Here is a 13,087-nt window from a genome sequence, read left to right on the forward strand (position 1 = left end):
GGACTCGGTCACCGACATGAGCGACGGCAGGTCCTCCGGCACGGTCAGACCGAGCAGCGTCTCGACCTTGCCGTCGAACTCCCGGGGGCGAGTCCGAACAGCCGCAGGATGCCGTCGCCGACCTCCGCCCGGCCGGTGTCCATCGCCAGGGTGAAGGCGTCCGGCTGGAGGTCACCGGACCCGGCGCGCTCGGCGCTCCCGGCCGGGGCGGGGCAGGTCATCGCCTCGGCGATCACCTCCAGGCACGCACGGTCGTCGGCGTCGAAGCCGTCGGGGCGTTCGGTCAGGGCGAGGAGGCAGCCGCCGCCGTCCCCGCGCACGGGCAGGACGGCGAGCGAGAAGCCGCTCGACGGCACGTGCCGTGACTCCGCCGATCCGGCGAACTCCTCCGGTCCGATCCACACCGCCTCGCCGGCGCGGTGGGCGTCGGCGACCGGGGAGCCGCCGGACGCGGGATAGCTGTCGCGTACGCCGTACAGGGTGCGGGGCACTCCGGCCGACTCGACCAGGCAGAGCAGGTCGCGGTCGTCGCCCGGCGAGTAGAGCCCGGCGAAGGAGGCGCCCGCGAAGACCAGCGCCTGCTCGAGGATCCCGCGCAGCCGCTGCTGCGGCACCGGCCCGGCCACGATCGCGTTCAGGGCGCCCTCGGCACGCAGCGTCCTCGGTCCGCGTTCCGCAGCGTCCTCTCCGACCACGTCGCCATTACAGCGCTTATGGGACATCTGCGCAGCCCCTACGGACCGGGGACCGGAGATCGGGAGCACTCCGGGCTCGCGGACCGGCGCTTCGCACCCCGCGCCGCTGCGCGAGGGACATGAACCGGTGCGCCGGGCGACACGGCCGGGGCAGACCTGCCGAGCCGTCCCTGGCCCGCGCCGGCGTCGCACGGTCTCGCGCGGGCCACGGACACCTGCCACCGGCTGCCGGCTGCGGAGCCTGCACGTCCACCGGACGCCCGGACCGGACCCGGGCCGCCGCCCGGCCCCGTCGAAGGGTCCGGCCGCGGTCCGGGGCGGGAGAACGTGGCGTCAGCCCCTCAGCCCCTCCGCCCCTCAGCCCCTCAGCCCGTCAGCCCCGAATCGTCTCCACCGCCGACAGCCGCACCGTCACTCGCGTCACCCGCACCGCCGTCACCCGTGTCTCCGGCACCCACGTCGCCCGCGTCCCCCGCACCGGCACCGCCGGCACCCGCGCCGCCGTCCTCGCCCCCGAGGGTGGCGCCGACCGCCTCCAGTGCGGTGGTGACCGGCTGGAAGAAGGTCTCGCCACCGGCCGTGCAGTCACCGCTGCCGCCGGAGGTCAGGCCGATCGCCAGGCCGTCGCGCGTGAACAGGGAGCCGCCGCTGTCGCCGGGCTCGGCGCAGACGTCGGTCTGTATGAGGCCGGTGACCGTGCCCTCGGGGTAGTTGACGGTGGCGTCCAGGCCGAGCACCTGCCCGTCGGCCAGTCCGGTCGTGCTGCCCATGCGGAAGACCTCCTGACCGACCGTCGCCTCGGCGGCCCCGCTGATCGGCAGGGTCTGGTCGCCGAGGTTGACCTCGCTCGGTGCCTCGGTCGCCGGGTCGTCGTACCTGACGAGTGCGAAGTCGCCCTCGCCGGGGAAGACCGCCTGGTCGACGGTGGCGACCGGCTGGCCGCCCTGCGCGTCGGACCACTGGTCGGCCGCGACCCCGCAGTGACCGGCCGTCAGGAAGGCGGGCGAGCCGTCGCCCGCGGTGACGTTGAAGCCTAGGGAGCAGCGCGCTCCGCCGCCGAAGATCGCGTCGCCGCCCGACGCGAAGGTCTTGAAGGTGCCGGCGGACTTCCTGACCGTCGCCATGCCGGAGCCGAGGCCGTCGACGGTGGACTCCAGCCGGTCCCACCGGTCGCCGGTGACGGTGCTGTCGGCGGTCACCAGGATCTTGTTGGTGCGCGGGTCGATCGCCCACGAGGTCCCGGGGATGCTCGCCTCGGCCTTCAGGGTCTGCGCGCCGCTCCGCAGCTCGCCCATGCTGTTGTCGACCTCGCGGACCTCCGCGCCCGCCTTCTCGGCCTGCACGACCACCTGGTCGTCGTCGCCGGGGACGACGTTGACGACGAGCTGCCGCGCGCCGGAGTCGTAGTAGGAGCCGGCGAAGGTGTCGCCGAGCAGGCCGGCGAGCCGTGAGGCGAGATCCGAGGCGTCCGCCGCCTTGAGGGTCCTGGGTGCCGCGGCGGCATCGTCGGAGGAGCCGCCGTCCTGCGAGGCGTTGGCGTTCGGCAGCAGGATCGCGGCCGCGCCGAGCGCCACCACACCGCCCGCCGCCATCGCGGCCCTGCGCTTCGGGATTCGCTTGTGACTCAACCTACTCGACCTCCTGGGACCGGGGTTGCTACCCGACGGTCCGGCAGCTGTTGGGGGGCGCCTGGACGGCTGTTGGTACGCACGGGCCGCGCGGGGTGTTCAGACGGACCGTCAGCTCGCACCGGGCGCACGCCGATCAGCGCGCCGCACGAGCACCCTGCGCGTCCACTCGGCGACGCACCGTTGCGATCACGGAGCGGAATGCCTGCTTCAGTGAATCTGCACATCGAATGCCCAACCCGGTCACTCCCGTTGGAGCATCTGCACAAGCCCGCGGCGGCCCGTACGCCTTTGGGGCCGGAGTGCCCCAATCCTCTCCGCAGGGGCAAGGGGTCGCACGAGCCGATCTCGCGCACGGTGTGAAGAAGTGGCCGCGAAGGCGTGCGCGCCCCTGCACGCTTGGGCGCGCATGCCTCGCAAGTGTGCTGGTGAGAGGGGTGTTTGATTGGAAGCCCGGACCGGCCGCGTGCTTTGATCCATCGCACCGCGGGGGCCGCGGAGGGCTCCGGAAAGGGGCGCCCGGCGCCTGCGGTCGCGGCCGTCATCTGTCCCCAGAGGGGGCCGCTCCCCCCTTGTGAAATGGCTATACGAAGGGAAGTTCCATCATGAACTCCACCCCCCGGGTTGAGACCGTCGAGATCTCCGACGCCGACCTCGACAACGTCTCCGGCGGCCTGAACGTGAACGCCGTCGGCACCGTCACCGGCCTGGTGGACGGCATCGCCCCGGTCTCCGGCCTGCTCAACACGGCCGTCGGCACCGTCGAGGGTGTCACCGGCCTGAACACGGCCCCGGTCACGGGCCTGGTCGCCGGTCTCTGACCGCGCCCTTGCGTCGCTGAGTCCCGGAGCCGTCCAGGCTCCGGGACTTTTCGGCTGTTCTCCCTCTTCGGCCGTGCTCGTCCTCCGGCCGTTCTCACCGAGCCCTGGATACGTCAGCCGTGCAGTTCCGCCAACAGGCCCTCGCAAAACTCCAGTCACCGGAGGAGCTCGATCTCCCGGTGCGCTTCGCCCGTCCCCAGGGCTGGCTGGTGCTGTCCGTGACGGTGATCGCCATGGCCGCCGCGTCCGTGTGGGCGGTGGGTGGCTCGGTGACCTCGACCGTGTCCGCGCCCGCCATCCTCACCCACGGCCAGGGCAGTTACCTTCTGCAGAGCCCCGTCTCCGGGCAGGTCACCGCGGTCCTCGCCCGTCCTGGTCAGCGGCTGGCCGCCGACGCCCCGGTGCTGAAGGTCCGCACCGCGAAGGGCGAGACGGTGGTCCGCGCGGTGGACGCCGGCCGGGTCAGCGCGCTCGCGGCCACCGTCGGGCAGATCATCGGCACTGGCGCGAACGTCGCGTCCGTCGAGAAGGTCGCCCACGCCGACGATCCCCTCTACGCCACCGTCTACGTCCCCGCCGAGAAGGCCGCCGCCATCCCCGCGCACGCCTCCGTCGACCTGACCGTCCAGTCGGTGCCGACGCAGCAGTACGGCGTCCTGCACGGCGAGGTGAAGGCCGTCGACCGCTCGGCCCAGTCGGCGCAGACGATCACCGCGTTCCTCGGGGACAGCCAGCTCGGCGAGCAGTTCACCGAGGACGGCAGGCCGGTGGCCGTGACGGTGCGGCTGGCCTCCTCGAAGTCCACGAAGAGCGGCTACGAGTGGTCCTCGGCGGACGGACCGCCGTTCGAGCTGACCTCCATGACCCTGGCCTCGGGCTCGATCCGTTTGGCCGACCAGCGTCCCGTCGATTGGCTGCTGCCGTGAGCACCGCACAGGAGACCCGGGGCAGACGCCGCGCCGCCCCGCCGAGGCGCAGCGTGCCGAAGAGCCGCGCGAAGACCGTCCGCACGCCCACCGTGCTCCAGATGGAGGCCGTGGAGTGCGGCGCGGCCTCCCTCGCGATGGTGCTGGGGCACTACGGCCGCCATGTCCCGCTGGAGGAGCTGCGGATCGCCTGCGGAGTCTCCCGCGACGGGTCCCGGGCGAGCAATCTGCTGAAGGCGGCGCGCAGTTACGGGTTCACCGCCAAGGGCATGCAGATGGACCTGGCCGCCCTCGCCGAGGTTTCGGCACCGGCCATCCTCTTCTGGGAGTTCAACCACTACGTCGTCTACGACGGCATGGGCCGCCGGTTCGGGCGGCGCGGGGTGTTCATCAACGACCCGGGCAAGGGCCGCCGTTTCGTGTCCCTGGAGGACTTCGACGGCAGCTTCACCGGTGTCGTGCTGACCATGGAGCCCGGCGAGGACTTCACCCGGGGCGGCCGCAAGCCCGGTGTGCTCGGCGCGATGCCCGCCCGGCTGCGCGGAACCGCCGGCACGCTGCCCGCCGCCGTGCTGGCGAGCCTGCTCCTCGTGGCGGTCGGCGCCGCGGTACCCGCGCTCAGCCGCACCTATATCGACATGTTCCTCATCGGGGGGCAGACCTCGCTGCTCGGCGTGCTGTTCGCGTCGATGGGGGCCTGCGTCCTGCTCACGGTGGTGCTGACCTGGCTCCAGCAGGCCAACCTGCTGCACGGCCGCATCATCTCCTCCACCCTCTCCAGCGCCCGCTTCCTGCGGCACCTGCTGCGGCTGCCGGTGACCTTCTTCTCCCAGCGCAGCCCCGCCGACCTGGTGCAGCGCCTCCAGTCCAACGACGCCGTCGCCGAGACGCTGGCCCGCGACCTCGCCGCGGCGGGCGTGGACGCGATCGTGGTCGTCCTGTACGCCGTGCTGCTGTACACGTACGACCCGCAGCTCACCTTCGTCGGCGTCGGTGTGGCACTGCTCAACATCCTCGCGATGCGGGTCGTGATCCGTTTGCGCGCGACCCGTACGGCCAAGCTGCGGGCGGACACGGCGCGGCTGACCAACACCGCGTACACGGGTCTCCAGCTGATCGAGACGATGAAGGCGACCGGCGGCGAGGACGGCTACTTCCGCAAGTGGGCCGGACAGCACGCCACCACGCTGGAGGAGCAGCAGCGGCTCGGGGTGCCGAGCGCCTGGCTGGGTGTGGTCGCGCCGACGCTCGCGACGCTGAACAGCGGGCTGATCCTGTGGATCGGCGGCATGCGCGCGGTCGAGGGGCACATCTCGGTCGGGCTGCTGGTCGCCTTCCAGGCGCTGGTGGTCCGCTTCACGGCGCCGCTGACCCGGCTGAACGGTGTCGCGGGCCGCATCCAGGACTTCGCGGCCGACGTGGCCCGGCTGAAGGACGTGGAGAACTTCCGGGCGGATCCGCTCTACGACCGCCCCGGTGGCGGCGAGTCCACCCGCCGGCTGCGCGGGCACGTGGAGCTGCAGAACGTCTCCTTCGGCTACAACCCGCTCGACAAGCCGCTGCTGACCGGTTTCGACCTGACCGTGGGGCCGGGGCAGCAGGTGGCCCTGGTCGGCGGTTCGGGCAGCGGCAAGTCGACGGTGTCGCGGCTGATCTCGGGCCTGTACGCGCCCTGGGACGGCGTGATCCGCATCGACGGGCAGCGGCTGGACGACATCCCGCGCGGGGCGCTGGCGTCCTCCGTCTCCTTCGTCGACCAGGACGTGTTCCTGTTCGAGGGCTCGGTGCGCGACAACGTGGCGCTGTGGGACCCGTCGATCCCCGACGACGCCGTGGTGGAGGCGCTGAAGGACGCCGCCCTGTACGACGTGGTGACGCGCAGGCCGGGCGGCCTGCACAGCCCGGTGGAGCAGGACGGCCGCAACTTCTCCGGCGGGCAGCGCCAGCGCCTGGAGATCGCGCGGGCCCTGGTGCGCCGGCCCAGCATCCTGGTCCTGGACGAGGTGACCAGCGCGCTGGACGCGGAGACCGAGCTGGTGGTGATGGACAACCTGCGCCGGCGCGGCTGCGCCTGCGTGGTGATCGCGCACCGGCTCAGCACGGTGCGGGACAGCGACGAGATCGTCGTCCTGGACCACGGCACGGTCGTGGAGCGGGGGCGGCACGAGGAGCTGCTGGCGCGCGGTGGCGCGTACGCGGCGCTGGTCAGGGAGCGGTGAGATGACAACCGTGCACGACGGGCAGGGCGACCTGGTCCTGGGGGCGCTCGGCTCGCTGGGCACCCGCGTCGACTGCGCCGGGTTCAACCGCCTCGACCTGGAGGGGCCGCAGGTCCTGTGGCTGGTGGCGTCCGGCGCGGTGGACCTGTTCGCGGTCGACGCCGGGGAGCAGGGCCACTGGCACCACCTGGGGCGCCTGGAGGCGGGTTCGGTGCTGCTCGGCCCGGTCGCCGGACCGCAGCACACGCTGGTGGCGCGTCCGCTGCGGGACTGCGTGGTGCACCGCATCGGACTGCGCGAGCTGTACCAGCCGGCACAGACCCAGACGTGGTCGTACGACGCGTACGGCAATCCCCAGTACGTGCCGCCGACGACGAGTCCGCTGGAGTACGCCCTCGCCCTCGGCGTGGGCCGGGGCCTGACCGTCCTCTTCCAGGCGCCGATGGCCACCGAGCGGACCCACACCCCCACCGACGACGACGTGTTCTGGATGCAGGTCCCCCCGGGCAGCGTGCAGTACGGGGCGGTGTACGGCGAGGAGGCGGCCGCCGACCTGCTGATGGACCCGGCGCTGTGGCAGAGCATGGTCGACCAGCAGTACCGGCTGCTCACCACCCTGGACCGGTGGATCGAGCAGCTGGAACGCACCCACGAGACCCGGACGGCGGCCGGTATCAAGGCCGGTGAGGCGGTGCGCGCGCAGGCCGACCGGACGCTGCTGGCCTCCATCGGCAAGCGCCCGGCGCAGCGCACCACTGCCGCCGACGCCGACGCCACGTACGCGGCCTGCGGGCTGGTCGCCCGCGCCGCCGGGATCCCGCTCGCCGAGCCGGCCCCGGGCGGCACGGAGAGCGACCGGCTCGACCCGGTGGAGCGCATCGCGCTCGCCTCACGCGTGCGCACCCGGTCCGTACGGCTGGAGGACCGCTGGTGGCGGGACGACGTGGGGCCGCTGGTCGGGCACCGCACCCTGTCGGGGGCGCCGGTGGCGCTGCTGTGGCGGCGCGGGGGATATGTGGCCGTGCATCCGGCGACCGGTCGTGAGACGCCGGTGGAGCGGGCGAACGCCGGGGAGTTCGAGCCGCGTGCGGTGATGTTCTACCGGCCGCTGCCGGAGCGGCGGCTCGGTCCGCTGCGGCTGCTGCGGTTCTGTCTGGCGGGCACCCGCCGGGATCTGACCGGGCTGCTGCTCGCCGGTCTCGTGACGGTGGCGCTCGGCGCGCTGGTGCCGATCGCGACGGGCCGGGTGCTCGGCGAGTTCGTGCCGAAGGCGCAGACCGGGCTGATCGTGCAGGTGTGTCTCGCGGTGATGGTGAGCAGTGTCGTCGCGGCGGCCTTCATGCTGCTGCAGAACCTCACCATCCTGCGCTTGGAGGGCCGGATCGAGGCGACGCTCCAGCCCGCCGTGTGGGACCGGCTGCTGCGGCTGCCGACGAGGTTCTTCACCGAGCGTTCCACCGGTGAACTGGCGAGCGCGGCCATGGGCATCAGCGCGATCCGCAGGCTGCTCGCGGGGGTCGGCCCGACGGTGGCCCAGTCGGTGACCGTCGGGGCGATGAACCTGGGCCTGCTGCTCTGGTACAGCGTGCCGATGGCGCTCGCGGCGATCGCCATGCTGGTGGTCGTCGCCGGGGTCTTCCTCGGGCTCGGGCTGTGGCAGGTGCGCTGGCAGCGGCGGCTGGTCAAGCTCACCAACAAGCTGAACAACCAGGCGTTCCAGACGCTGCGCGGGCTGCCGAAGCTACGGGTGGCGGCGGCCGAGAACTACGCCTACGCGGCGTGGGCGGACCGGTTCGCGCACAGTCGGGAGCTCCAGCAGCGGGCGGGGCGGATCAAGAACCTGAACGCGGTGCTCGGCGCGGTGTACCTGCCGCTGTGCACCCTGTTGATGTTCATGCTGCTGGCCGGCCCGGCGCGGGGCTCGATGTCGGCGGCGGAGTTCCTCACCTTCAACGCCTCGGTGACGATGCTGCTGACCTCGGTCACCCAGCTGACCGGCGCGTTCGTGTCGGGCGTGGCGGCGCTGCCGCTGTTCGAGGAGATCCGGCCGGTCCTGGACGCCACGCCCGAGGTGCGGACGGCGAGCACCCGGCCGGGGCCGCTGTCGGGGGCGATCGAGGCGCGCCGGCTGTCGTTCCGGTACACCGACGACGGGCCGCTGGTCCTGGACGACGTCTCCTTCGAGGTGCGGCCGGGCGAGTTCGTGGCGGTCGTCGGCCCCAGCGGCTGCGGCAAGTCGACCCTGCTGCGGCTGCTGATCGGCTTCGACCGTCCGCTGTCGGGCAGCGTCCTGTACGACGGCCAGGACCTGGCCGCGCTGGACCAGTCGGCGGTGCGCAGACAGTGCGGGGTGGTGCTCCAGCACGCCCAGCCCTTCACCGGCTCCATCCTGGACGTCATCTGCGGCACCGAGCCGTACACGCCCGAGGAGGCGATGGCGGCGGCCGGGATGGCGGGGCTCGCGGAGGACATCGAGCGGATGCCGATGGGGCTGCACACCATCGTGTCGGGCAGCGGGGCGGTCTCCGGGGGCCAGCGGCAGCGGCTGATGATCGCGCAGGCGCTGATCCGCCGGCCGCGCATCCTCTTCTTCGACGAGGCCACCAGCGCCCTGGACAACGAGACGCAGCGCACGGTGATCGAGTCCACCAAGGCGCTCAACGCCACCCGGATCGTGATCGCGCACCGCCTGTCCACGGTCCTGGACGCCGACCGCGTGATCGTGATGGAGGACGGCAGGGTCGCCCAGCAGGGCCCGCCCGCCCGGCTGCTGGCGGACACCGGTGGCCGGCTGCACGAGCTGGTGCGGCGGCAGCTGGCCTGATCGGCGCTCAAATGGGTACCTGTTGCCCTCATGCGTACGAGCGTGGTGGATGTGGGATCGAACACGGTCCGGCTCATGGTGGCGGACGCCGAGGGCGGCGTCCCGCTGCCGGTGCACACCGCGAAGTGGCGGCTGCGGCTGTCGGAGCAGGTCAGGCCGGGTGGCCCGGTCCCGGAGGAGGCCGTTGAGCGGCTCGTCGGGGCGGTCGCCGACGCGAGCGGGACCGCGGACCGGTGGGGGGCGTCGGGGCCGCTGGCCTTCGCGACCGCGGTGGTGCGGGCCGCGCCGAACCGGCGTGAGGTGCTGCGCACCGTCCAGGCCCGCACCGGCGTGCCGCTGTGCACCCTGCCGGGCGAGGTGGAGGCGGAGCTGACGTTCCTCGCGGCCCGGCGCTGGATGGGCTGGCGGTCCGGTCCGCTCGCCCTGCTCGACATAGGCGGCGGCTCGCTGGAGGTGGCGTTCGGGCGTGGCCGGCTGCCCGGCTTCGTGGCCTCGCTGCCGCTGGGGGCCGCCCGGCTGACCCACGAGTTCCTGGCGGGCGGCCGGGCCCCGGCCTCGCCGGAGCAGGTCAAGGCGCTGCGGCGCAAGGTCCGCCACCAGCTGCGGGACGCGGCGGCGCGGATCCGCTGGGAGGGGCCGCGGACCGCCGTGGCCACCTCGCGGACCTTCCAGCAGCTCGGGCGGCTGTGCGGCGCCCCGCCGGGCCGGTACGGACCCTTCACGGAGCGGCGGATGCGCTGCTCGGACCTGGGGGACGCGGTGGGCCGGCTGGCCGCCCTGTCCGCGGCCGAGCGGGCCCTGCTGCCCGGCATCTCTGCGCCGCGCGCGGCGCAGAGCCTGGCGGGCGCCGTCGTGGGGCACACCGCGATGAAGCTGACCGGTCTCGAGTCGGTGGCGCTCTGCCCCTGGGCGATCCGCGAGGGCATCCTGCTGCGCCACATCGAGGACGGGCCGGCCTGGTGGGCCGAGGTGGTGCGCCGCAGCGACGAGGCCGCTCCCCCGGCGCCGGTGCCCCTGCGCCTGGCGTCCGCGTCGAACTGAACGACCGGGAGCAGGAGCCGTACGACGAGAAGCGAGAAGGAGGACCCCGTGTCCCAGGACGGCGAGCACGACCGCAAGCAGCCCGAGACCGCCATCGAGGAGGTGCTGCGCGAGATCGAGGAGGCCAGGCCCCGCGACGCGGAGTCCGACGAGGGCGAGCACCGGGGCGAGGCGGGTGACGCCACCTCCCCGAACACCGGTGCCCAGGAGGACGCCGAGGGCGAGTGAGGTGCCGCTCCGTGCGGCCGGGGGTGCCACGGCGCCGTCCGGGTACTCGCGGCGCATGGAGTACGACCGCGAAGGACCACGGCTGCCGACGGCCCGGGGACCGGTCTCCGAGGCCGTCGGCGCACATCTGCTCGGCTCGGGCCCGCTGCCCTCCCCCGCGGCCGTCGCCGCCGCGCCGGTGTACGGCGACGACCTGCAGCTCGCCCTGTACCAGTGCTACGAGCTGCACTACCGGGGCTTCGCGGGCGTCTCCCCCGATCTGGAGTGGGACCCCGGCCTGCTGGGCGTGAGGGCCGGGCTGGAGCGACGCTTCCTTTCCGCCCTGCGGGCCGGCACCCCGGTCCACGACAGCGTCGCGGACGCGGTCGGGGCGCTGCTCGTCGAGCCCGTCCACGGCGAGGGGGTCAGCCACTTCCTGCAGGGCGAGGGCGAGTTGTGGCAGCTGCGGGAGTACGCGGCCCAGCGCTCCCTGTACCACCTCAAGGAGGCCGACCCGCACGCCTGGGTGCTGCCCCGCCTGTGGGGCCGTTCGAAGGCGGCGATGGCGGCGGTGGAGTTCGACGAGTACGGCGGCGGTCGCGCCGACCGGGTGCACGCCCGCCTGTTCGCCGACCTGATGGCGGACCTGGACCTGGACACCACGTACGGGGCCCATCTGGACGCGGCCTCGGCCGAGTGCCTGGCCACGGTCAACATGATGTCCCTGTTCGGCCTGCACCGGTCGCTGCGCGGGGCGCTGGTGGGGCACTTCGCGGCCGTGGAGATCACCTCGTCGCCCGGTTCCCGGCGGCTCGCCGAGGCGATGCGCCGCACGGGCGCGGGTCCGGCCGCCGAGCACTTCTACGACGAGCACGTCGAGGCCGACGCGGTGCACGAGCAGATCGTGCGGCACGAGGTGATCGACGGCCTGCTGGAGCAGGAGCCGCACCTCGCGGCGGACGTCGTGTTCGGCGTCGACGCCACCGGTCACCTCGAGGAGCGCTTCGGCGCCCGGCTGCTCGCCGAGTGGCGCGCGGGGCGGTCGTCCCTGCGTACACCGCTGCCCGCCATGCGCGGCGCCCGTGGGGAAATTTCTCATATTTCCTGACGGACGGGGTACGTGGGATCCGTGAATTTCATGGTGCTACCGGGCGTCTACGCCCCTCAGGAGGACACCGCCCTGCTGGCCGGGGCGCTGTCCGGCGAGTCGCTCCCGCCCGGCGCCGCCGTGCTCGACGTGGGGACCGGCACGGGCGCCCTCGCCCTGGCGGCGGCCCGGCGGGGCGGCCGGGTGACCGCGGTGGACGTGTCGTGGCGCGCGGTGTGCGCCGCGCGGCTCAACGCGGCCCGGGCCGGGCTGCGGATCCGCGTCCGGCACGGCAATCTCTTCACACCGGTGCGCGGCGAGTCGTTCGACCTGGTGCTGGCCAATCCGCCGTATGTGCCGGCCCCCGCTCACGGCCGCCGGCCGCATGGTGCCGCGCGGGCCTGGGACGCGGGTCACGACGGTCGCATGGTCCTGGACCGGATCTGCTTGGAAGTACCCCGGCTGCTGCGCCCCGGCGGGGTGCTGCTGCTCGTGCAGTCGGCGCTCAGCGACCCCGGGAGGACCGAGGCGTTGCTGCGCGAGGCGGGCTTGAAGGCGGCGGTGATCCGGCGGCGGCGGGTCGCGTTCGGTCCCGTGGTGCGCGGCCGGGAACGCTGGCTGCGGCAGCGCGGGCTGCTGTCCCTGGCCGATCGCGAGGAGGAGCTGGTGGTCGTCCGTGCCGAACTCCCCGTCTGACACCCCGCGCCCGCCCGACGCCCCGCGCCGGATCAAGGTCCAGCGCCGGGGACCGCTGCTGGTGGAAGGGCCCGTGGAGGTCGAGCTGGAGGACGGGACGACGGTGTCCTCCGACCGCTTCCGGGTGGCGCTGTGCACGTGCCGGCGCAGTCGGCGTTATCCCTGGTGCGACACCAGCCACCGCGCCCGGTCCTCCAAGGCCGGTGACGGCCCGGCCGCGAACGGGTGACCGCGCCCGTGAACCGGGAGAACGGCGGACGGCCCCACTCCGTCCGCCGTCCCCGGTGCGGGCCCGCGGGACCCGTACGGCGGCGCTCGCACTCCCCAGTAGCGAGCAGCCGATCACGCCGCACGGTCCCGGCGGTCCCGGTCCCTCAGAACGTGAAGACGCTCGCGCTGCCCGCGTTCTTCACGCACTCGTTGGCGAAGGTGCGTTCGTAGGAGAGGCGCCGGCCCTGCCAGACGCCGTCGACGGTGACGACCACGGGGGCGTACTCCCGGGTGCACATCACCGAGTCCTCGGCGGCCAGGGCGCTCGGGTCGCCGTGCACGGCACGCAGTTCGGCGCAGGCCGCGTCGGCCGCCGGGTGGGTGCCAAAGGCGGTCGGGGCGCAGGTCAGGGTGACCGCGCGCAGGGGTGCGGCGGTGGCAGCGCTCTCTCCGTGCCCCACGGTCAGCACCAGGGCCGAGGGGGCGTAGAGCGACGCGGGGGCGGTGGCCGGGGAGGCGAGGGAGGCCCCGGCGAGGGGCCCGCAGACGGCGGTGGCCGTCAGGCCCAGAGTCGCTGCCCAGCGCGCGGTGTTCCGCATTGTGTGCATCCTTCCGCTCGTTTCGAGGGTGGTGCCGGCCCGGCCCGGTCGGTGCCGGAGCGGCGAGCGCGAGTCTGCCGAGTCCGGCACCGAAACTCATCTCGACCCCATGGGTTTCGGTAACCTTGCGTATT

Annotated in this window: 11 protein-coding genes and 1 pseudogene; 9 read left to right on the forward strand and 3 right to left on the reverse strand. The window is 73.5% G+C overall.

Going from position 1 to position 13,087, the window contains the following annotated elements; translation table 11 throughout:
- Both C4J65_RS00005 and C4J65_RS00010 read right to left on the reverse strand, forming a co-directional pair.
- Positions 1-722: pseudogene (locus C4J65_RS00005) on the reverse strand (GAF domain-containing protein); the annotation flags it as partial.
- A 338-nt stretch (positions 723-1,060) separates the two neighbouring features.
- On the reverse strand, positions 1,061-2,323 hold the full coding sequence (locus C4J65_RS00010) for a S1 family peptidase (RefSeq protein WP_115740455.1): 1,263 nt from the start codon (positions 2,321-2,323) through the stop codon (positions 1,061-1,063).
- 605 nt (positions 2,324-2,928) lie between these two features.
- On the opposite strand from C4J65_RS00010, the gene C4J65_RS00015 reads away from it, so the two are divergent.
- From C4J65_RS00015 to C4J65_RS00055, 9 genes are all read left to right on the forward strand, one after another.
- Complete coding sequence (locus C4J65_RS00015; RefSeq protein ID WP_115740456.1) at positions 2,929-3,144, forward strand: type A2 lantipeptide; 216 nt, start codon at positions 2,929-2,931, stop codon at positions 3,142-3,144.
- Between the two features lie 119 nt (positions 3,145-3,263).
- Entirely contained in the window at positions 3,264-4,070 is an 807-nt protein-coding gene (locus tag C4J65_RS00020) for an HlyD family efflux transporter periplasmic adaptor subunit (protein ID WP_162832950.1), read from the forward strand.
- The gene (locus tag C4J65_RS00025; protein WP_115740458.1) at positions 4,067-6,289 is read left to right on the forward strand and encodes an NHLP family bacteriocin export ABC transporter peptidase/permease/ATPase subunit; all 2,223 of its coding nucleotides are present in this window, start codon (positions 4,067-4,069) and stop codon (positions 6,287-6,289) included. The genes C4J65_RS00020 and C4J65_RS00025 overlap by 4 nt, the downstream gene beginning before the upstream one ends.
- Position 6,290: 1 nt before the next feature.
- Positions 6,291-9,113, forward strand: a complete 2,823-nt coding sequence (locus tag C4J65_RS00030; protein ID WP_115740459.1) for an NHLP bacteriocin export ABC transporter permease/ATPase subunit — start codon at positions 6,291-6,293, stop codon at positions 9,111-9,113.
- A gap of 30 nt (positions 9,114-9,143) precedes the next feature.
- Entirely contained in the window at positions 9,144-10,154 is a 1,011-nt protein-coding gene (locus C4J65_RS00035) for a Ppx/GppA family phosphatase (protein WP_115740460.1), read from the forward strand.
- A 48-nt stretch (positions 10,155-10,202) separates the two neighbouring features.
- Positions 10,203-10,382, forward strand: coding sequence for a hypothetical protein (locus C4J65_RS00040; protein ID WP_115740461.1), 180 nt, complete (start codon positions 10,203-10,205; stop codon positions 10,380-10,382).
- Between the two features lie 55 nt (positions 10,383-10,437).
- A complete protein-coding gene (locus C4J65_RS00045) occupies positions 10,438-11,469 on the forward strand; it encodes an iron-containing redox enzyme family protein (protein ID WP_115746222.1) in 1,032 nt (343 codons plus the stop codon).
- Positions 11,470-11,499: 30 nt separating this feature from the next.
- Positions 11,500-12,144: a HemK2/MTQ2 family protein methyltransferase gene (locus C4J65_RS00050; RefSeq protein WP_205350932.1), complete on the forward strand. Its 645-nt coding sequence runs from the start codon at positions 11,500-11,502 to the stop codon at positions 12,142-12,144.
- Entirely contained in the window at positions 12,125-12,373 is a 249-nt protein-coding gene (locus C4J65_RS00055; RefSeq protein ID WP_162832951.1) for a CDGSH iron-sulfur domain-containing protein, read from the forward strand. Before C4J65_RS00050 ends, C4J65_RS00055 begins: the two co-directional genes overlap by 20 nt.
- Before the next feature lie 145 nt (positions 12,374-12,518).
- Here the strand turns inward: C4J65_RS00055 and C4J65_RS00060 are convergent, their stop codons facing one another.
- Entirely contained in the window at positions 12,519-12,953 is a 435-nt protein-coding gene (locus tag C4J65_RS00060; protein ID WP_115740463.1) for a protease inhibitor, read from the reverse strand.
- Positions 12,954-13,087 lie beyond the last annotated feature (134 nt).

Source organism: Streptomyces sp. CB09001, assembly GCF_003369795.1.
Lineage (GTDB): Bacteria > Actinomycetota > Actinomycetes > Streptomycetales > Streptomycetaceae > Streptomyces.

Coding starts and splice junctions, on each gene's coding strand:
- C4J65_RS00060 (WP_115740463.1), bottom strand. CDS start 12,953: ATGCGGAACACCGCGCGCTGGGCAGCGACTCTGGGCCTGACGGCCACC.
- C4J65_RS00015 (WP_115740456.1), top strand. CDS start 2,929: ATGAACTCCACCCCCCGGGTTGAGACCGTCGAGATCTCCGACGCCGAC.
- C4J65_RS00045 (WP_115746222.1), top strand. CDS start 10,438: ATGGAGTACGACCGCGAAGGACCACGGCTGCCGACGGCCCGGGGACCG.
- C4J65_RS00030 (WP_115740459.1), top strand. CDS start 6,291: ATGACAACCGTGCACGACGGGCAGGGCGACCTGGTCCTGGGGGCGCTC.
- C4J65_RS00050 (WP_205350932.1), top strand. CDS start 11,500: ATGGTGCTACCGGGCGTCTACGCCCCTCAGGAGGACACCGCCCTGCTG.
- C4J65_RS00035 (WP_115740460.1), top strand. CDS start 9,144: ATGCGTACGAGCGTGGTGGATGTGGGATCGAACACGGTCCGGCTCATG.